The 20,419-nt window shown below is 45.3% G+C and carries 20 protein-coding genes and 1 tRNA gene; 15 read left to right on the top strand and 6 right to left on the bottom strand.

Features of this window, described 5'->3' with window-relative positions:
• The first annotated feature begins 20 nt into the window (after positions 1-20).
• From EYQ95_RS00400 to EYQ95_RS00385, 4 genes are all read left to right on the top strand, one after another.
• Positions 21-719, top strand: a complete 699-nt coding sequence (locus EYQ95_RS00400) for a YggS family pyridoxal phosphate-dependent enzyme (RefSeq protein WP_243699847.1) — start codon at positions 21-23, stop codon at positions 717-719.
• A gap of 72 nt (positions 720-791) precedes the next feature.
• On the top strand, positions 792-1,622 hold the full coding sequence (gene proC / locus EYQ95_RS00395; RefSeq protein WP_111914747.1) for a pyrroline-5-carboxylate reductase: 831 nt from the start codon (positions 792-794) through the stop codon (positions 1,620-1,622).
• Between the two features lie 10 nt (positions 1,623-1,632).
• On the top strand, positions 1,633-2,157 hold the full coding sequence (locus EYQ95_RS00390) for a YggT family protein (protein ID WP_111914748.1): 525 nt from the start codon (positions 1,633-1,635) through the stop codon (positions 2,155-2,157).
• A gap of 9 nt (positions 2,158-2,166) precedes the next feature.
• A complete protein-coding gene (locus tag EYQ95_RS00385; protein ID WP_111914749.1) occupies positions 2,167-2,631 on the top strand; it encodes a DUF4426 domain-containing protein in 465 nt (154 codons plus the stop codon).
• Between the two features lie 7 nt (positions 2,632-2,638).
• On the opposite strand, the gene EYQ95_RS00380 is transcribed toward EYQ95_RS00385, so the two are convergent.
• The gene (locus EYQ95_RS00380; protein WP_111914750.1) at positions 2,639-4,366 is read right to left on the bottom strand and encodes a potassium/proton antiporter; all 1,728 of its coding nucleotides are present in this window, start codon (positions 4,364-4,366) and stop codon (positions 2,639-2,641) included.
• A gap of 128 nt (positions 4,367-4,494) precedes the next feature.
• On the opposite strand from EYQ95_RS00380, the gene rdgB reads away from it, so the two are divergent.
• Positions 4,495-5,106, top strand: coding sequence for an RdgB/HAM1 family non-canonical purine NTP pyrophosphatase (rdgB, locus tag EYQ95_RS00375; RefSeq protein WP_111914863.1), 612 nt, complete (start codon positions 4,495-4,497; stop codon positions 5,104-5,106).
• The gene (hemW, locus tag EYQ95_RS00370) at positions 5,103-6,254 is read left to right on the top strand and encodes a radical SAM family heme chaperone HemW (RefSeq protein WP_111914751.1); all 1,152 of its coding nucleotides are present in this window, start codon (positions 5,103-5,105) and stop codon (positions 6,252-6,254) included. The genes rdgB and hemW overlap by 4 nt, the downstream gene beginning before the upstream one ends.
• Here hemW and trmB read toward each other — a convergent pair.
• Positions 6,251-6,967 (bottom strand): tRNA (guanosine(46)-N7)-methyltransferase TrmB, encoded by a 717-nt coding sequence (gene trmB / locus EYQ95_RS00365; protein WP_111914752.1) that lies wholly within the window; start codon positions 6,965-6,967, stop codon positions 6,251-6,253. The genes hemW and trmB overlap by 4 nt on opposite strands.
• Positions 6,968-7,031: 64 nt before the next feature.
• Here trmB and mutY point away from each other — a divergent pair, with 64 nt between their 5' ends.
• From mutY to EYQ95_RS00340, 5 genes are all read left to right on the top strand, one after another.
• Positions 7,032-8,051, top strand: a complete 1,020-nt coding sequence (mutY, locus tag EYQ95_RS00360; RefSeq protein ID WP_111914753.1) for an A/G-specific adenine glycosylase — start codon at positions 7,032-7,034, stop codon at positions 8,049-8,051.
• A 117-nt stretch (positions 8,052-8,168) separates the two neighbouring features.
• Complete coding sequence (locus tag EYQ95_RS00355) at positions 8,169-8,447, top strand: oxidative damage protection protein (RefSeq protein ID WP_111914754.1); 279 nt, start codon at positions 8,169-8,171, stop codon at positions 8,445-8,447.
• Between the two features lie 160 nt (positions 8,448-8,607).
• Positions 8,608-9,726: a glutamate 5-kinase gene (gene proB / locus EYQ95_RS00350; RefSeq protein WP_111914755.1), complete on the top strand. Its 1,119-nt coding sequence runs from the start codon at positions 8,608-8,610 to the stop codon at positions 9,724-9,726.
• Positions 9,723-10,976 (top strand): glutamate-5-semialdehyde dehydrogenase, encoded by a 1,254-nt coding sequence (locus EYQ95_RS00345; protein WP_111914756.1) that lies wholly within the window; start codon positions 9,723-9,725, stop codon positions 10,974-10,976. The genes proB and EYQ95_RS00345 overlap by 4 nt, the downstream gene beginning before the upstream one ends.
• Positions 10,977-11,037: 61 nt before the next feature.
• Positions 11,038-11,113: transfer RNA gene (locus tag EYQ95_RS00340), tRNA-Phe, on the top strand.
• A 147-nt stretch (positions 11,114-11,260) separates the two neighbouring features.
• Here EYQ95_RS00340 and EYQ95_RS00335 read toward each other — a convergent pair.
• Positions 11,261-11,470, bottom strand: a complete 210-nt coding sequence (locus EYQ95_RS00335) for a cold-shock protein (protein ID WP_111914757.1) — start codon at positions 11,468-11,470, stop codon at positions 11,261-11,263.
• 422 nt (positions 11,471-11,892) lie between these two features.
• Here EYQ95_RS00335 and EYQ95_RS00330 point away from each other — a divergent pair, with 422 nt between their 5' ends.
• The gene (locus EYQ95_RS00330; RefSeq protein ID WP_207916182.1) at positions 11,893-14,046 is read left to right on the top strand and encodes a TonB-dependent receptor domain-containing protein; all 2,154 of its coding nucleotides are present in this window, start codon (positions 11,893-11,895) and stop codon (positions 14,044-14,046) included.
• A gap of 65 nt (positions 14,047-14,111) precedes the next feature.
• Here EYQ95_RS00330 and EYQ95_RS00325 read toward each other — a convergent pair whose 3' ends face one another.
• The 3 genes from EYQ95_RS00325 to EYQ95_RS00315 form a co-directional block, all read right to left on the bottom strand.
• The gene (locus EYQ95_RS00325; protein WP_111914759.1) at positions 14,112-15,119 is read right to left on the bottom strand and encodes a hypothetical protein; all 1,008 of its coding nucleotides are present in this window, start codon (positions 15,117-15,119) and stop codon (positions 14,112-14,114) included.
• Positions 15,120-15,267: 148 nt separating this feature from the next.
• A complete protein-coding gene (locus tag EYQ95_RS00320; protein WP_111914760.1) occupies positions 15,268-16,017 on the bottom strand; it encodes a dienelactone hydrolase family protein in 750 nt (249 codons plus the stop codon).
• A gap of 43 nt (positions 16,018-16,060) precedes the next feature.
• On the bottom strand, positions 16,061-16,483 hold the full coding sequence (locus EYQ95_RS00315) for a VOC family protein (protein ID WP_111914761.1): 423 nt from the start codon (positions 16,481-16,483) through the stop codon (positions 16,061-16,063).
• A 104-nt stretch (positions 16,484-16,587) separates the two neighbouring features.
• Here EYQ95_RS00315 and EYQ95_RS00310 point away from each other — a divergent pair, with 104 nt between their 5' ends.
• Genes EYQ95_RS00310 through EYQ95_RS00300 form a run of 3 tightly spaced genes read left to right on the top strand, consistent with a single transcriptional unit; the run spans position 16,588 to position 20,419 of the window.
• The gene (locus EYQ95_RS00310; protein ID WP_111914762.1) at positions 16,588-17,622 is read left to right on the top strand and encodes a Fe(3+) ABC transporter substrate-binding protein; all 1,035 of its coding nucleotides are present in this window, start codon (positions 16,588-16,590) and stop codon (positions 17,620-17,622) included.
• Between the two features lie 6 nt (positions 17,623-17,628).
• A complete protein-coding gene (locus EYQ95_RS00305) occupies positions 17,629-19,383 on the top strand; it encodes an iron ABC transporter permease (protein ID WP_111914763.1) in 1,755 nt (584 codons plus the stop codon).
• The gene (locus tag EYQ95_RS00300) at positions 19,364-20,419 is read left to right on the top strand and encodes an ABC transporter ATP-binding protein (RefSeq protein WP_111914764.1); all 1,056 of its coding nucleotides are present in this window, start codon (positions 19,364-19,366) and stop codon (positions 20,417-20,419) included. The genes EYQ95_RS00305 and EYQ95_RS00300 overlap by 20 nt, the downstream gene beginning before the upstream one ends.

Raw genomic sequence — 20,419 nt, 5'->3', positions numbered from 1 at the left:
GTCTCTAGAGCTTTGAAAAGATGTCGAATATAGCAACCATAGCAGAACATTTAGAGAAAGTTCGAGCGCGAATTAATCAAGCCGCGCAAAATGCCCAGCGTAATCCGAGCGACATTCGTTTGCTTGCGGTGAGTAAAACCAAGCCTGCATCAGACATTGAAGCTGCTTATGAAAGCCAGCAGCGTGCTTTTGGTGAAAATTACGTGCAAGAAGGTGCGGATAAAGTTGCGCAATTGTCCGCTTTAAATGACATTGAGTGGCACTTTATTGGCCCTTTGCAGTCCAACAAAACACGCATTGTGGCAGAGTCATTCGACTGGGTTCAAAGTATAGACAGGCTAAAAATTGCACGGCGACTAAACGAACAACGCCCGCCGGAAAGTGAGCCATTACAAGTGCTGATTCAAGTAAATATTGACGACGAGAGCTCTAAGTCAGGAGTGAAAGCAGAGGACGTTCTGCAGTTCGCAAACGACATGCGCGAATTCAAGAGCTTGAATTTAAGAGGTTTAATGGCGATTCCGAAAGCAAATCCTTCAGAACAAGAGCAAGAGCGAACGCTGAGTTCCTTGCACAAACTGTTCGAGGAACTTAAGCAACATTTTCCTCAAGTTGATACACTGTCTGTAGGAATGAGCTCGGACTTAGAAGCCGCAATTTTACATGGCTCTACCATGGTACGCGTCGGCACCGATATTTTTGGCGCGCGTAACTCTTAGTTAGATTATTGATAAAAGGCTTTAAGGCCCAGTTAAGTTACACATTCACAAAGAACGAATAAGGATTAAAACATGGCGACGCAACAGCAGCGCACAATTGGTTTTATTGGAGCAGGAAACATGCCACGCAGCATTATTGGTGGAATGATTAAAGGAGGCTTTCCTGCCAGCAACATTTGGGCAAGTAACCGCAGCCGCCCAAAATTAGATGACTTGGAAAAAGACTTCGGTATTCAAACCACGCAAGACAACAACGAACTCGTTGATGCTTGTGACGTAATTGTAATGTCGGTAAAGCCACAAATGATGAAAGACGTTTGTGCTGACCTTAAAGCAAATGCAAAAGGTTTCGACGGTAAACTAGTTACTACCGTTGCCGCTGGTATTCCTATTGAAAAGTATTACACCTATCTTGGTGACGACATCAAGGTTATCCGCATTATGCCTAACACCCCATCTTTAGTGGGGAAAGGCGTTTCTGGCTTGGTTGCCGACTCTCGCGTAACCGAAGACGACAAAGCGTTTATTGATACTGTATTTGGTTATGTTGGCATTACCATTTGGCTTGAGGAAGAAGCCAGTATAGACGTACTCGGTGCGGTAGCAGGCAGTGGTCCAGCTTATTTCTTCGAATTTATGCACGGCTTGCAAGCTGCTGCACAGAAGCTTGGTTTTGACGAAGAAACCGCCCGTGCAATGGTACAACAAACTTGTTTAGGAGCCGCTGAAATGGCTTCTGAAAGCGAGTTGAGCTTAGTAGAGTTACGTAAACAAGTCACCAGTAAAGGTGGCTCTACCGCAAAAGGTGTCGAGGCATACCAAGACAATGACTTGAACGGTATTTCCGAAAAGGCAGTTCGAGCAGCAGTTGCTCGTAACCAAGAAATGGCTAAATTGTTTTAAGGGTAAACCTATGAATAATGCTTTTGAATTCCTCATTTCTACTGCATTCAGTCTTTACACCGCAGCCCTTATTTTGCGCGTGTGGATGCAACTTGTGCAGGCAAATTATTTTTCACCTGTTGCAGAAATGATTAGAAAAGTAACAAACCCTGTAGTACAGCCCCTTCGAAAGGTAATACCTAACGCGGGGAAGATAGACATCGCAGGCATACTTCTAACTGTAGGCTTCACCGTGTTGCACTACTTCGTCATCATGCAAATACGCGGTGTTTCTGCACCAGCGCTCGACTTAGTTTTGTTTTCACTACAGCAGCTATTGCTTCAAGTGCTTTCTCTGATGTTCTGGATACTTATTGTTCGCGCGATTATGAGCTGGTTCTCGAATGGCTCTAATCCATTAGAATATGTGTTAATGGAACTTACCGAGCCGATGCTTAGGCCGATACGCCGCGTATTACCCCCGATGGGCGGACTAGACCTGTCGGTACTTATACTGATCGTCGCTATTCAATTCTTTAGAATTGCGTTGCAATAAGAGGCAAAAATGAACTTCCCAAAATTCAGCACTTATTTATTAGCGCTAGCCGCTGTCCTTTTTCTCAGTGCTAAACCAACTTTAGCGCAAGAACAAGGCGCTCGTTTTCAGCGCCTTGGCGGTTGGGAAGTTCATTTCAATACTGTCGCCACCACATTCCTAGAGCCAAGTATTGCAGCTCAATATAATATTCGCAGAAGTAGCGCTAGAAGCTTACTTAACATAGCGGTATTAGACGCAACGGTAGCTGGTAAACCCGCAGTTGACGCCGAAGTTACCGGCTCGTTTTTAAATGTATTAGGGCAACGTAGAACGTTAAACTTTACTCGTGTGCAAGAAGGGGAAGCGATTTACTTTATCGCAGACTTTGGTCACGACGATGACGAGAACTTACGCTTTTTTATAGATATTGAAACAGAGAATAGCTCACAAGAGCTTCGCTTTAACGACCAGTTTTACCACAGCATAAATTAGTTTAGCGTTACACGCCGACCGACTTCATACCTACTTTAATAATCGTGCCGTCGGCTTCCACTTCACGCGCAGTAAAAATTAGATTTCCCAAAACAATGTGGTCTCCCACCACCACACGGCGGCGGAACTTTTGCTCAAATAGTTGAGCTATGGTGTCTTCAGGAATCTCCAAGCCCTCGGGCCAAACATAGAAACCCGCCAGATCTTGCAACGTGATATCGGCATTTAGCACAAAGTCACCAAAGAATGTTTTCTTAGTTAAGCGCTCGCCACTACCGTTAGCCGCTAACACGTCACTAATTTTCCCGATATCTTTAGTTCGCGCTAATACCAGCAAGGTGTCTCCGGCGGACAGCACTGGATTCGACATGGCACGTAACCACTCACCATTTCGAATGAGTCCCGCAAATTCAACAGGCTCTGCAATACTTATTTCATTCCAGTGATGGTCACAGGCAGGCGTGTCTTCGTCGATATGAAACGCGGCCAGCTCCAACATATCGTCACTGGCAATTTGGTCGACTGGAAAACGGACATTTGGTGCCGGATCAGGTGGAACTTCAAGCCCGAGCTTTCGAGCAAATGGGGTTATCGTCCAGCCTTGTAGCATTAAGGACACCAAAACAACGAAAAATGCGATTTCGAAATAACGCTCTTGGTTTTCTAAGCCCGCTATCCATGGGAATAGAGCTAATACGATAGGCACCGCACCGCGCAGTCCCACCCAGCTTATGAAGAAGCGGTCGCGCCAAGGAAACTTAAAGGGTAATAAGCTTACAAATACGGCAATGGGTCTTGCCACAAAGATAAGGATAGCCGCCAATGACAGTGCAGGTAATGCAATATCAATAAGTTTCGAAGGTGTCATTAACAAGCCAAGCATTAAGAACATGACAATTTGGCTCAACCACGCGAGGCCATCGTGAACACGCAAAATATTAATGACTTGTGGCAAGCGAGCGTTACCCACTAAATAACCCATTAGATAAACCGCTAAGAAACCACTACCGCCAAGCTGTGCGGTTAACCCGTAAACCAGAATACTGCCACCCACCGCAAGTAGTGGGAAGAATGCTACGTGTAGCTTTAACGCTTTGCAGATTTTCACGAATACACGGCCGCCGATATACCCTACAGCAGCCCCCACAATAGCTTGCTGAACAAACGTGAATATTACACTGGCATCAAGCTTTTGTTCCGAGTTAGCCAGAACGCCCACGAGCACAACCGTTAACATTACAGCCATTGGGTCATTACTACCTGATTCAATTTCCAGCGTAGAAGCCACCCGATCTTTAATCTTTAAGCCCTGGGTTTGGAAAATAGAAAACACGGCAGCTGCATCGGTGGAACTTAAAATAGCGCCTAGTAGCAAACCTTCAACCCAGCCAACATTAAACAGCCAAGCTGCGGTTAATCCAGTAATTAGGCAAGTGATCACCACACCCACTGACGCCAGTGCTGCCGCAGGTGCTAGAGCGACTCGAAATCGCTCGGGATGGGTTCGTAAACCACCGTCGAAAAGAATAATAACTAAGGCAACAGAACCAATAAGAAGCGCGATGTCTGGGTTATTAAACGACAAGCCTAGAATACCGTCCTCACCGGCAAGCATCCCTAACACCAAGAACACCAAGAGCAGGGGCGCACCAGACCGAACACTAACCTGCGTGGCAACAATACTTACAAAAAGTAAGCCACCTGCAATTAATATGGTTAGATTAACGGCGTCCACGTGCTTGATTTCCTTAAATTTTAATCGCTAACTAAATCCATCATATCACACCCAGACAAGTGCGTTATAATATGCATCGCAAATGTAAGCCGTTCACTTTTCAAAATGCCGCAGGAAGTTCTTTCATGATGATTCGTAATGCCCCTGAAAAACTCGTTCTAGCTTCGGGCAACCAAGGCAAACTCAAAGAGTTGAAGTCTTTACTTGAGCCATTGAACATCAGTGTTCACGCTCAAAATGAATTCAACGTGGGTGACGTTGCCGAAACAGGCCTTACTTTTGTCGAAAACGCTATTATTAAAGCGCGCCACGCTAGCGCGATTACCAAGTTACCCGCACTTGCCGACGACAGTGGCTTAGCCGTAGACGCACTGAATGGTGGTCCAGGCATATACTCTGCTCGATACTCCGGTGAAGGTGCCACTGACCAGAAAAATATCGACAAGCTCTTAGCCGACATGATCGATATTCCGGCCGAAGATCGCACTGCGGCGTTTCACTGTGTCTTGGTTTATGTAGAGCATACTAACGATCCGACTCCATTGATTGCACATGGGGTCTGGCAAGGAACCATTACACAGGAACAGTCTGGCTCAGAAGGTTTTGGTTACGACCCTGTTTTTTATATTGCCTCGCACCAATGCACTGCTGCTCAGCTTAGTAGAGAACAAAAACAAGCAATAAGTCACCGAGGTATAGCGCTTCGCAAACTTATCGAAGGGTTTAAATCAACAGCATGATAACTACCCTTCCGCCGCTTAGTTTATATATTCACATTCCCTGGTGTGTGCAGAAGTGTCCTTACTGCGACTTTAATTCTCATGCGCAGCCAGAAGTCATTCCAGAAGCAAATTATATTAATTGTTTATTGGACGACTTGCGCGCAGATCAACATTTCGCCCAAGGTCGTGAAATCGTTAGCATATTTATTGGTGGTGGCACACCCAGCTTATTCAGCGCTGAAGGGATTGAAAGGTTGCTGCAAGGCGTAGCTAGCATTATACCGTTTGCAGCTGATATAGAGATTACGCTGGAAGCAAACCCAGGCACTTTTGAACAAAAGCGGTTTAGCGGATTTAACAAAGCTGGGGTAAATAGGCTTTCTGTTGGAGTACAAAGTCTACAACAACATCATTTACAAAAGCTTGGGCGTATTCATAACCCTACTCAAGCTATAGAAGCGGCTAAGCATGCTGGTCAAATTGGTTTGAAAAGCTTTAATTTAGACCTTATGCATGGCTTGCCTAACCAAACAGCAGAGGAAGCGCTAGACGATCTAACACGCATTATTGAGCTAGATCCACCGCATATCTCGTGGTACCAACTGACTATCGAGCCCAATACGCTGTTTGCCAGCAAGCCTCCAACACTACCTAATGACGACGCGCTTTGGGATATTTACCAACAAGGGCACGAAAAATTAACAGCAGCAGGGTATGTGCAATATGAAGTGAGCGCATATAGCAAGCCGCACCATCAGTCGCGCCATAATCGGAATTATTGGGAATTCGGAGACTACATCGGCATTGGCTGCGGTGCTCATGGAAAAATCACCAACCTAGAAACACAAAGCATTCTTCGTACCGAAAAGGTGAAGCACCCACGCGGTTATATGGACTTAACTCGCTCCTTTCTCTACAAAAGTTGGGAAGTGGAAATCCAAGATTTGGCGTTTGAATATTTCATGAACCGCTTTCGCCTAATGGCAGAAGCCCCGAAACAAGAATTTGATAACCGCACAGGGTTGAAAACGGACGTTGCTCAGAAGCTATTAGAGAACTCCATTGCGCAGGGTTTGATTGTTGAGAGTGCAGAAGGTTGGCAACCAAGTGAACTTGGCCGCCTCCATCTGAATAAAGTTCTTGCAGACTTGCTACCCGAAAATTAGATAGCGCGGAACTTCATGTCCCAAACGCCGTGCCCTAGTTTCTGACCGCGCTTTTCAAATTTAGTCAGCGGGCGTTCTTCCGGGCGAGGAATGAACGTATTGTCTGGCGAAGTATTTTCAAACTGCGACAACGGGTTTAATACTTCAAGAATATGCTCTGCATAATTCTCCCAGTCGGTCGCGATATGTAATATGCCGTTAGGCTTCATCTTTTTATGCAACAGTTCAACGAATTCCGTGCGAATTAAGCGACGCTTGTGGTGACGCTTCTTATGCCACGGATCAGGGAAAAAGATTTGAACACGCTCGAGTGAATGGTCGTCTAGCCATTTTTCAAGCACCTCAACAGCGTCAAATTCAGCCACTCGCAAATTTTCAACGCCCTGCGCACCAGCTTCCATAAGGCACGCCCCTACTCCAGGACGATGGACTTCGATGCCAATGTAATTACGTTCAGGGTCCGCCGCTGCCATTTGTACAAGCGAATGCCCCATACCAAAGCCAATTTCCAAAACTACCGGAGCTTCGCGGCGGAATAATGCGCTAAGGTCTATAGTACCTTCTGCGGGTTCTTCAATACCCCACTTCGGCCAATAATTCTCAAGCGCGACAGCTTGCCCCTTGGTTAAACGACCTTCTCTTTTCACAAAGCTACGAATTCTACGCATGTAAGTTTCTTTGCTTTGTTGATTGTCATTTTGCTGTTCTGTCATCGCTTCTAGACCTGTTACACTGTGGGCCGCTAATTATCCAATCTTAGAGACAAAAAACAAGCAGATGATCACCGAAGATCAGTTCCAACAGAAAGTAATTGCGTATCAACAACAACATGGGCGTCATGATTTACCCTGGCAAGTGCCAGCCAGTCCTTATCGTGTTCTGGTAAGCGAAATCATGTTGCAGCAAACCCAAGTAAAAACGGTGATCCCATACTTTAACCGTTGGATGGAGTCATTCCCTACCATTCAGGCTTTGGCAGATGCGTCCGAAGAGCAAGTAATGGCCCACTGGCAAGGGCTGGGTTACTACCGTCGCGCTAGAAATTTAAAAAAAGCAGCCCAATATATTGCTGAAGAACTAAACGGTGAGTTTCCAAGAGAGCTAGAAGATATACAGAGCATTCCAGGGGTGGGACGTTACACGGCGGGAGCCATTCGCTCTTTCGCGTTTAACCAATGGGGCCCGATCGTAGACGGTAACGTTCGCCGTTTATTTACAAGGCTGTTTGCAATTGAGGGTGTACCCACGCAAAGCAAAGTAGATAAACAGCTATGGGACATCTCTGAGCGGCTCACTCCCACAGAAAACAACAGAGTATTTGCTCAAGGGTTATTAGACATTGGCGCAGAAGTTTGTAAACCGAAGAACCCACAGTGTACAAACTGCCCCTTTAGCTCTGATTGCGAAGCTCGGTTAACCGGCCGTGAGCTCGAACTTCCAACGAAGAAGCCTAAGAAAACTGCGCCCGTTCGCGAATATCATTTTGTTTGTCAGCTAGAGCAGGACCAATTAGTTCTAGAGAAGCGTCCTCCCACAGGCATTTGGTCTTCATTATGGATGCTTCCGCAGTTAGAACGTGCGCCACAAGAATTAGAATGTAAATTTGAATTCGAACACACTTTCACCCACTTTAAAATGAAAGGTAAAGTTTGGTATGGAAGCATACCGGAAACTAATAGCCACGAAGTGCAAGAAGCGACTAGAAAAGGTTTTAAAGAAGAGCATGTCGAACAACTTGGAATACCTGCGCCTTTGAAGAAGCATTTTCAAGCTATAATGAGCGTCTTGAAGAGCTGAACAAAGACTAAAACCAAGCATAAATAGACTAAATACCACCTATAAACATAGCGAATAGAAATTAAATACTGAATATTTATTTTGAAACACACTGAATTTACAACATAAGGTTTATCCATGAGCAGAACGGTTTATTGCCAATATTTGAAAAAAGAAGCACCAGCTATGGCTTTTCAGCTGTATCCAGGAGAACTTGGCAAGAAGATTTTTGACAACATATCTCAGGAAGCGTGGACTCAATGGCAGCAAAAGCAGACCATGCTTATCAATGAGAAGCGGCTGAACCTGATGGACCCGGAAACCCGCGCGTACTTAGAAAAAGAAATGGTCGGATTTTTGTTCGAAGGTAAAGATATCGAAATTGAGGGCTACACACCGCCTGCAAAAGACAGTTAAATATATTAGCAGAAATATTTTTATGTTCCTTTATGCATAAATATGCATCTTTATGCAAAAATAAAGTGCATAAATGAATAACAGAGGCCTTGGGCTCATGGTTGGACGGCCTCAGTTGTGCTAAACTTTCGGCTCTTTCGAGATTCACAGGGAGTTTTTCATGAAGATACCTACCTGGCGAAGAGCAGTCATAAAAGTCGGCAGTGCTCTCATCGCGCCAGATGGTAATGGCTGCAGTTCAAAATATTTGCTAGCAATTGCACGCTTTATCAACGAATGCCGTGAACGTGGTCAAGAAATTGTACTAGTTTCATCGGGCTCAGTAGCCGCCGGAAGGCACCACTTCAAATTCGACGAAAACAAACCTATCCCCGTTGTACTGAAAAAGGCAATGGCTGCGGTAGGACAAACTCAAGTTATGGAAAGTTGGTCGCGCTTTTTCGATTTCCCAAGCGCCCAAGTTCTCATGACTCACGACGACCTTCGCGATCGCGAGCGTTACATTAGTATTCGCAACAGTGTTAATACCCTGCTAGAGCAAGGAATTATGCCTATTGCGAACGAAAACGACGCATTAGCGACCGACGACTTGAAGGTCGGCGACAACGATAACTTAGCTGCCATGGTTGCAACCGTGGTAGACGCAGACGCTCTCTTTATTTGTTCCGATATCGATGGTCTTTACGACAAAGACCCAAATAAACATAGCGATGCTACGTTGATGCCTGAAGTTGAAACCATTAACCAAAGCATTTACGACCTTGCGGGCGGCTCAGCGAGCGCAGTTGGCACAGGTGGTATGAGAACTAAGGTTGAGGCTGCAGAAAAGGCAACAGCGCACGGTATAGACACTTATATTCTCAATGGCCGTAAAGGAACTAAGTTTGAAGTTCTACTACGCAACGAGAACCCAGGTACGCTATTCCGTGCCAAAGAAAACCCGCTTAGTAATAAGAAGCACTGGCTTCGCCACACCTTGATTGCACAAGGTGAACTAATGGTTAATTCCCGTACTGTGGAAGCCATTAGAAAAGAAGGTGCGTCTTTACTTACGTCGGGTATCGTCGACATTCAGGGTAACTTTGATCGCGGCGATGCAGTATTGGTTCGCAATGCAGAAAACACCGAAACGATCGCTAAGGGAATTTGTCGGTACAGTTCCCATGAACTCCTTCACCTGAAAGGACAGACCGGCAGTAAAATCGCTGAAACATATGGGTATAGCCCAATCAGCGAAGTCATTCACCGCGACGATTTGATGTTATGGGGTAAATTATGAGTCAAGAACTAGCTACTGAAATTTCAAAACGCGCTGCTAAAGCGGCGCGCACAATTGCCACTCTTTCAACTGCTGAAAAAAATGCAGCGTTGCAAAAAATGGCAGACACCATTAGAAAACATACCGACGCTATTCTTGCTGCAAACGAGCAAGACCTAGCTGCAGGTAAAGAAAAAGGCTTAGACGACGCCATGATGGACCGTCTAGCTTTAGATGCCGGCCGCGTAAACGACATGGCGTCTGCAATCGAAGAAATCATCGAATTACCTGATCCTGTCGGTGAGTCTTACTTGCTAGAAGAACGTCCCAACGGCATGCGCGTAGACAAAATGCGTATTCCACTCGGTGTTATTTGCATGATTTACGAAGCACGTCCGAACGTAACTGCAGACGCAGGCGCACTGTGCTTTAAATCAGGGAATGCAGTTATTCTTCGCTGTGGCCGTGAAGCTATCGGTACCAGTAAAGTTATTGCCGAAGCAATGCACGACGCATTAGAAGCTTCAGGTATCGACAAAGACGTACTTACCGTAGTACCTACACCAGACCGCGAACTTATGGCCGATTTACTTCGCCAAAGTGAGTACATCGACCTAGTTATTCCACGCGGCGGTGAAGGTCTAATTCACTACGTAAGTGACAACAGTAAGATTCCGGTTATTCAACACTACAAAGGTGTATGCCACCTGTATGTAGACAAAGACGCAGACTTAGACAAAGCTCTAGCGCTTCTTCTTAACGGTAAAACACAGCGTACAGGCGTGTGTAATGCCCTAGAAGGCTTGCTAGTTCATTCTGAGGTTGCTGACAAGTTCTTGCCTATGGCGGCAAAAGCACTGGCCGAGAAAAACGTGAAAATTCACGCGTGCAGCAAGTCTTTGCCGCACTTTGAAGGTGCTGAACTGATTGCCGACGAAGACTTCGGCGAAGAATACTTAGCATTAGAAATTGCGATTCGTACCGTGAAAGATTACGACCATGCTATTGAACACATCGAGAAGTTCTCGAGTGGTCATACAGACGTGATCTGCACAGAGAACGAAAAAACGGCGAAGCGTTTCATTGCCCAGGTAGATTCAGCGGTAACCATGTGGAACACCTCTTCACGTTTCTCTGACGGTGGTCAATTGGGGCTAGGTGCAGAAATTGGTATCTCAACCAGTAAACTACACGCTTATGGGCCTATGGGACTGCAATCGCTAACCACTGAGAAATTTGTGGTAACAGGAACTGGTCAAATTAGAGAATAATTGGCTATGTGTCTTGACAGCAGGCGTTAAAAACCGTTTAATACCGCCCGCTGTAAAATAAGCCCGGATAGCTCAGTCGGTAGAGCAGAGGATTGAAAATCCTCGTGTCGGTGGTTCGATTCCGCCTCCGGGCACCATATTCAAAAATGGGGTCAGAGCACTAAGTGCTCTGACCCCATTTTTTATGGTTTTCCAGAAGACGGATGAGAACCACTAAACACAAAAAAAGCAGCCCTAAGGCTGCTTTCTAAAATTTAGCTCGTTGAAAAGCTAGTCAAGACGCATTAAATCGCTTGGATATTCTCAGCTTGAGGACCTTTAGGGCCTTGAGTGATTGAGAAAGATACGCGTTGGCCTTCCGTCAATGTTTTAAAGCCTTCGCTAACAATCGCACTAAAGTGTGCAAATACGTCTGCTCCACCTTCTTGTTCGATGAAACCAAAACCTTTCGATTCATTAAACCACTTAACAACACCGTTTACTGTATTAGACATAATAACTTCCTGAAATTTAAAATATAAAAGTACGTCAATGAGGCATTCTCAGTGACGATAATTGAGGGGTAAAAAATGATACTTAAAACTTACAGGACGGAGGTATTGTTGCCTTGAAGACTAAAATGCTACGTAGTAATTTTTAAACTAACTGTTTCTATCCAACGCCACTAATCTACGCTATTTGAATATAAAGTCAACTTATAAAATTAAAAAACCTCATAAATATTAAATATAGCTTTATGGATTTTACCAAGAGCCTTGGACAACACGCGTAAAATGGCTATATCAAGATTCTAAAGTTGTCTCACTTAACACATAAAATCCTATTGCGAATAATTCTTAATTAATGTACCTTTCTCACACTTAAATAAAAATGATTCTTACTAATATTCTTTTTCGCATTAACTTAAATGAACTAAATGGGGTATATCATGCGTTTGAGCACGCTTTCCGCAGCAGTTTTAGCTGTTCTTTCGGCGCCAGCTTTAGCAGAGACTGACGACGATAATGACAATTCAGTTGTAGAACGTATTCAGATTATCGGTAGTCAAGAAGATGCACGAACCGTAGCTGGTTCGAGCGCTGTTATCGACGAAGAACAGATGGAAGTAGAAACGGTTACCGACATTCACCAAGTATTAAAAACGGTACCAGGTCTTTATATTCGTGAAGAAGACGGTTTTGGCTTGCGTCCTAACATTGGCGTTCGGGCTGCAACTGCTGGGCGTGTAAGTAAGGTTACATTACTTGAAGACGGCGTAATGATGGCGCCAGCTCCTTACTCTAACCCTGCGGCGTACTACTTCCCTACCGCTTTTCGCATGAACTCTATTGAAATTCTAAAAGGCGCTCCAATGCTACGCTATGGGCCGCAAACTACAGGCGGTGTGCTCAACTTAGTTACAACACCAATCCCTGAATCTTTTGGTGGTCAAGTTCTTACTCAGTTTGGTGACTTTGGTACACACGAAACTCATGCTTTTGTTGGCGACTACAACGGCACTTTTGGCTACCTACTTGAGACTTCTCAGCGAGACAGCCAAGGCTTTAAAGAAATTGATCGCTCTAACCGCGACAGTGGTTTCGCAATTGAAGACTACGTTGCTAAGTTCCTTTGGACTGGCGACCGTCAAAGTTTACTTGTAAAGCTGCAATATTCTGAAGAAACATCGAATGAGACTTATGCTGGGTTAACGGACGCCGACTTCGCAGAGAATCCTAATCGTCGCTATGGTTTGTCGAGCATTGACCAAATGACCAACCACCACGACAGCATTAACATTCATTACGACTATCAGCTTTCGGACATGATTACGCTGGGCGCGACTGTTTATAGCAACAATTTTCACAGAGACTGGTTTAAAGCCGGTGTTGTAAATGGTTTAGTTTCAGCTGCTAACCAAGGTGACGCAAACGCTCAGGCTATTCTTGACGGCGCGGTTGATCTTGAAGACATTACCTACACGCATGGTAACCGTGCTTACGGTTCACAAGGTATTGAACTTCACTCTGAAATAGCTCTTGCCGACCATGCAATTGAAGTGGGCATGCGCAGTCATGAAGACGACATGAACCGCTACCAATTGAAAGAGGTTTATGACCAAATCAACGGCAGCTTAGTGTTCGATTCATTTATTCAGCCAACCGGCGGCGACAACCGTATTGAACGCGCAGAAGCCTTAAGTTTTTGGATTACTGATCAGTGGCAAGTTTCTGAAGATTTGAACCTTAACCTTGCGCTTCGTTACGAAGACGTTGATTCTTCGCGCCGACAGTTTGCAACTCCAGAGCGCACGGACACGCCAAGCTTCCGTTCAAACAGTTCTGACTTGTGGTTGCCTGGAGCTTCATTTACTTATGACGTAAATGACAACTGGCAGGTGCTAGCAGGAGCTCATAAAGGGTTCTCTCCTCTAGGTGGTGGTGCAACCGCTAACCAAGAGCCGGAAACAAGCTTAAACTATGAAGCTGGTGTACGTTACAGACAAGACGCTTGGTTCGTTGAAGCTATCGGTTTCTATAGCGACTTCAGTGACACCACGCAACTTTGCTCGATTGCAAATCCTTGTGACAACGGAGCCGAGTCGGGTACTTATGTGTTAGGTGAGTCTGTTGTTTCTGGTTTGGAGTTACAAGTTAGCAATACGTTTGCAGCAGGCGACTACTTAATTCCTGTTGACCTCAGCTACACGTACACGCAAGCCGAGATCAGTGAAAACAATGCAGTAACAGGTCTTATGGACGGCGACGTACTTAACGATGTTCCAGAAAATACATTGTCGCTACGTGTAACCTTCGATAACAACAAAGGTTGGTTGAACTACGTTGTGGTGAAGTATATCGACGAAATGTGTGTCTCGGTAGGTTGCAACCGCAACAACGACCCGAGCGCGCGCACAGAGTCTTTAGTAACAGCAGACTTAGTAAGCCGTTACGAGCTGTCACGCGACATGACCGTTTACTTCAAACTTGAAAACGTATTTGACGAACAAGTCATTATCGCTCGTTCACCGCATGGTGCACGTCCAAACAAACCACAAACAGCGATGTTTGGTCTGCAATATAATTTCTAATAAGTGCTAAAACGAAAAGCGGTCAGGTGATTAAATCACCTGACCCCTTTTTTTATTTAAGAATGTTATGAGGTGCTCGGAATAAGATTCAAACGAACCGCTTCCGGTAGAACGCCAACAACTTTATTTCGTACGTTGTGCCAATACACCGAGAGCAACAGTAGCGAACCACCAACAACAAGAATAGTAAGTGCATAATTTAAACTCACTATACCGAAGTCACTTAGCAGAGAAGAAAACGCATAAATAACGTAAGCCAATGCAGACACCATTAAGGCTCTGCGGTCTACTGCAAGAGATATAAAGGCGAGAATGCCATAAGTCACAAGCACCAAAGCAGCCTGCAACAAAGAGATACCTTGATAGTCGCCCACTTCAATAAATTGAAAGACCGAATGCACAAGAAGTGGTGAAGCCAGTAAATGCAACCAAAACGCTACGTCTGACTTACGCGTAACCCGTTTTAAGTCTTGCGAATCCCAATACATGGCAAAGATAAATACAGCCAGTCCCAGCACAAAAGTAAGCACATGCAGCCACTCTTCAATTCCTGGAGCAATAGCGATTGCCAAACTGATCAGTAAACCAACACCAGCAGCAGCCAGCGCCGCTACCGTAATAGGCACTCGAAAACGAAGCCAATGTCCGTATGACGCAATTATCGATAAACCACAAGCTAAAACAATCGAGTAATGTTTGTGGGAGATAAGCTCAGCACCCGCGTAAAAAATACTAACCACAAAAGCGAACATCAGCACAATCGCGGGTAACGCCATGTGACGCTTGTTAATAAAGTACTCGCCTAACCCCCAAGCCAAGCCTGCGGCAGCCAAGCCACCCACAACTTCATCGACCTGCTGGCCGATCATTGAGACCGCGATGATGGTTAAAACACACGCGATAACGACGAATATGTCGTTAAACCCGGAAACTAAACGGAACTGTTCTTCGTCTGCGATATTAAGATCAGTATTTTCCTGGGGCTTGTTCACCCATTCCTTGAAAGCATCGACCTGTTCGTGTTTAAAAACGCCAGCTTCCGCCGCGTTTTGTAAATCTTGATCACTGTACATAGTGAATCTCCACTTCAGCCATACCCTAGCTAACCTTCAAAGTAAGCCGAAAATATGACGAGCTCAAGTGAATTTACCGACTAAATTGTTTCAAAAATATACAGATTGGGAGGCAAAGAGGAGCTCAATGGCTCCTCTTTTTATATGTTTACAGGTTGGTGTCTAAGAAGTTTAACAGTGCCGCCCAAGAAGCTCTGTCGGCTTCGAGTAGATAGTCACCGCTCCATGGAACAGTGAAAGAGTGGCGAGCACCACCATAAATATGTGCTTCATGCTGAACACTTTGTGCCTCTAACCCGTCTAACAAGGCCGCGACGTCTGACATACCTGACACGGGATCTGCTGAGCCATGTAAAATAATAACCGGGGCGTCTACAGACTCATAATTTTGCCCTTCTGGAAGATTTAACCCGCCATGGAAGGATGCATAGCCATTTAATCCAGCTCCCGCTCTTGCCATTTCAAGGACAGCTGCACCGCCGAAGCAATAACCCATGGCAACGATGTTTTCTGTGCCACCCGGAATATGTGCAACTTCGTTCATTGCTCCCATCAGTCGTTGGCGAAATAATTCCCTATTTTGGTACATTTCTGTCGCGCGTTCACGGTTCTCGTCCATGCTCGTCGGTTGGTTGTCCTTTCCATACACATCAACCGCAAAAGCAGTATAGCCAAGTGCAGCTAACTGCTCTGCTCTGCCTTCTTCGTAGTCGTTCGGACCATCCCAGTCATGCACGATTAAAACTGTGCCTAGAGAGCGCTCCAAACGAGAGTTCCATGCTACGTAGCCACGCATAACCTCATTGCCGACTCTGTATTCATGGTAGCTCGTTTCTATTTTTGCAAAAGCAGGAACGCAAAACGTACCTATAATCACTGCTAACAATAATGATCGCATTTTCATCTCCTTTAGTTGTATGAATGCGAAAACAACACTGTGCTTACGTGTTGCTACTGCTATTTGGATTAAATACCACTTCCCAAAGGTGTCCGTCTAAGTCCATAAAAACTCCTCCGTATCCACCCCAAGGAAACTCCGCGGCCTCTTTGGTTAATGTAGCTCCTGCTTTCAGTGCTGAAGCAATAACTTGGTCAACTTTCTCCGTTGAACCGACATTGTGAGCAAGTAATAAACCAGACGAGTTCGGTGAGCCCAAGGGGACGCCGCATTGGCGCGCTAAACTCTCTCTTGGCCACAAAGCCAAAGTTAAATCTGTGTTTACTTTAAAAAAAGCCACAGCTCCGTCATTGAATTCTTCTCCGATAATACCTTTGGTCTTCAACCCAAGCACTTTTTGATAAAACTCAACAGCACGTTTTAAGTCTGAAACACCCAACGTAATATAGCTAATTGTAGCTTCCATAAAACATCCCAAAAAAATTCAAAAAAGTTAAATGATAATAATTGTCATTTAGAAAGATATGCTTTAGACTCTACTCAATCTTAAAGAAGGAGTTTAACGCTGTTATGAAACCCATTTTTAAAATCATTTTAGCAGTCCTTATCATTGCAGGACTCATCCTTACTCTAAAACCTAATAATAACGAGGAAAGCAGTGTAAATATCTACTCTTCTCGTAAAGAAAGTCTTATTAAACCGCTTCTTGAAAAGTTCACTGAAGAAACAGGAATTCAAGTTAACTTGGTTACCGGCTCTGGCGACGGTTTATTAACTCGCTTACAAAACGAAGGCGAGAATAGCCCAGCCGACTTGTTCTTGACTGTAGACGCAGGTGCGTTACACCGCGCTAAAAGTGCCAGTCTATTCCAGCCAGTGGACTCTCGCGTATTAAACGCTAACGTACCTGCACATTTGCAAGACGCCGACCAGCAATGGTTCGGACTTAGCATGCGCGCTCGTACCATTTTCTATTCAAACGAACGCGTAGAGCCTAGCGAACTTTCAACCTATATGGATTTAGCTGACGAAAAGTGGCGTAACCGTATTTGTATTCGCTCTTCAGACAACCTTTATAACCAGTCTTTGGTAGCGTCTTTAATTGCGCACCACGGTGAAGCAGCGACAGAAGAATGGGCTCGTGGCCTAGTAGCTAACTTCGCTCGCGAACCAGTAGGCGGTGACCGCGACCAAATTCATGCCGTTGCTTCAGGTCAATGCGACATTGCGATTGCTAACACCTACTACTTCGGCGGTATGACAGCTTCTGACGAAGCTGCTAATCAAGAAACAGTGTCTAAAGTGAACGTATTCTGGCCTTCTCAAAGCGAACAAGGTGTTCACGTGAATGTGAGTGGTATTGGCTTACTACAACACGCTTCTAACCCAGACGAAGCTATTCAACTCATGGAGTTCTTAGTGAGTGAAGAGTCACAAGCTTGGTATGCAGAAGCAAACCAAGAGTACCCAGTACGCCCGGGTACAGACCGCAGCGAAATCCTTACTAGTTGGGGTGATTTCGAAGCTGACACTCTATCAATGAGCGTACTAGGCGAAAATAATGCTGCGGCAGTTCGCTTAATGAACCGTGCAGGTTGGCGTTAAGCGTTAATGTCTCCGGCACGTAGTTCAGCCTATTTGTTGCATAAAAGCCTGCGAGAGCGGGCTTTTTCTGCTTTCAGAAAGGCAAGTTCACCGCTACTCGCGACCTTTGTGTGTTTGCCATTGTTGGTGGTTATTGCCGCTTTCTTTATCGGACTAACCGGTGAAGAACAAAGGCAAACGCTCTCTCACTTATGGGAGTTTGTGATTGCCGAGTATGTATGGCACACCATTGTCATGATGGTCGGTGTAGGTGTTCTTGTTACTCTATTGGGCGTAAGTACAGCTTGGTTAACCACCGCATGCGAATTTAAAGGCGTGCGCTGGCTGCGCTGGGCATTGTTGTTGCCACTCGCCATGCCTGCGTACATTACCGCATACACGTACAGCGGAATGCTAAGTTATGAAGGGATTGTTCAGCGAACACTAAGAGACATATTTAACTGGTCTTACGGCGACTATTATTTCCCAGAAGTGCGTTCAATCACCGGCGCTATTCTAGTCTTAAGTTTTGTACTCTTTCCTTATGTATATCTCATTACACGAGCTGCGTTTCTTGAACAGTCCCGCGCTGCCATTGAAGCAAGCCGAGTTTTGGGCTTATCTCCATGGAAAAGTTTTTGGCGTGTTGCCCTTCCAATGGCCCGCCCTGCGATTGCCACAGGCTTAACGCTTGCACTGATGGAAACTTTAGCCGACTACGGCACAGTTCATTTTTATGGCGTAACCACATTTACCACGGGTATTTTTAGAACATGGTACGGCATGGGAGATCCTCTCGGAGCATTGCAACTTTCCAGCATACTATTGTCTGCCATTATTATCCTGATGGTTCTCGAGCGTATATCTAGAAAGCAGTCTCAGTATCATAATGGAACTAAAGGCTCACAGCCGGCAAGACCGTTTAAACTAAGTCGAGGCAAAAGCATTGCTGCGTTTCTAGTGTGCTTTATTCCTATTGCGATTGGCTTTGTCTTTCCTGCATTACAATTAATATCTTGGTCTTATGATCAGGTCGAAACTTGGCTAAGCCCAGATTTTCATGAACTAGTGAAGAATAGTATTGCCTTAGCGTTACTCGCGTCGTCTATTACCGTCATGGTTGCGCTCTGGTTTTGTTATGGCAAGCGCCAATTAAAAACCACCTGGACACGCATAAGTGTGAACCTGGCTTCTACCGGCTACGCAGTGCCCGGCGTTATCGTTGCGGTGGGTATTATTGTGCCCTTCGCTTGGTTCGATAGACAAATCATTAGCGCCTCAGAATTTTTGTTCGGTATAAATCCAGGTCTTATCTTTTCTGGCACCATCATATCGGTCTTATTTGCGTACTTAGTGCGCTTCTTGTCAGTGTCTATTCAAACCATAGACAGCGGGTTAGCCCAAATCAGTCCTGCGATGGACGAGTCTGGCCGAATATTAGGTTTGAGCTCTACTCAAGTACTTGGCCGCATTCATTTCCCTCTATTAAAAACTAGTTTAATGACCGCCGGCATATTGGTTTTTGTCGACGTGTTAAAAGAGCTTCCTGCAACGCTTATTCTACGCCCTTTCAATTTTAATACATTGGCTGTTCGCGCATATGAGATGGCAGGCGACGAAAGACTTGCACAAGCAGGTCCAGCAGCTTTAATGATTGTGGTTGCGGGCTTAGTTCCTGTAATATTGCTCAGCCGAGCCATTCAAGCTAGGCATCAAAGCTATCTCAATATGAAAACACCACCGCAGAAAGCCGAGGAAATCTATGAGCCTGTTAACGCTTAACCAAATAAAGGTCAGTTTTGGTGAGCAAGTCATTGTCGACTCAGTAGACTTTTCTCTAGAGGAAGGCGATATCGGCTGCCTGTTGGGCCCTTCCGGCTGTGGTAAAACAACACTGTTAAGAGCTATTGCAGGGTTTGAGCCTGTACAAAGTGGAAGCATAACGCTTGCAGACAAGCTTATGAGTTCACCTGCTCAACTCGTACCGCCAGAAAAACGTGAAATTGGTATGGTGTTTCAAGACTTTGCACTTTTCCCACACTTGAACGTAGGTGAGAACATTAGCTTTGGCCTGCACAAGTGGAGTACAGGCGAAAAGTCACAAAGGGTAAAGCAGCTTTTAGAATACGTAGGGCTTGAAGGTTACGAAAACAGATTTCCTCATCAACTCTCTGGAGGTCAACAGCAGCGCATAGCGCTAGCTCGAGCGTTAGCGCCACAACCGAAGCTGCTGTTGCTCGACGAACCATTCTCGAGTCTAGATGCGGAATTAAGAGAGTCTCTAGCGACCGATGTTCGCCAACTTCTTAAAAAAGAAAAAATAACAGCACTACTGGTGACTCATGACCAGCAAGAAGCATTCGCGATGGCTGACAAAGCAGGAGTAATGTACCACGGCAAAATGCTGCAATGGGACACACCTTATGGTTTGTATCATGAACCTGCACATCACTTGGTTGCCGACTTCATAGGTCATGGAGTGCTTATTAGAGGCTCGGTGATCGAAGACAACAAGGTGTCTACACCTTTAGGTGAGTTAAACGGCGAAGGTATTTCGATTAATAGTGAAGGCGAGATGGTAGAAATATTGGTTCGCCCAGACGACATTATTATCGACGACTCCAGCGCTCGGAGAAGCACAGTTATTAGCAAAGGCTTCCGAGGAGCTCACTATCTCTACACTGTTGAGCTTGAAGACGGTAGTCAATTGCTATGTATGGCACCTTCGCATCATCAATACGAACTTGGAAGTGAGGTTGGCCTAAGACTTAACTTAGACCACCTCGTCGTTTTTCCTGCCGGTTACTGCGAACTTTAA

Source organism: Lysobacter sp. N42 (genome assembly GCF_004344885.1).
Note: the sequence above shows the minus strand (reverse complement) of the source record. Positions and strands in the feature narration are given on the sequence as shown.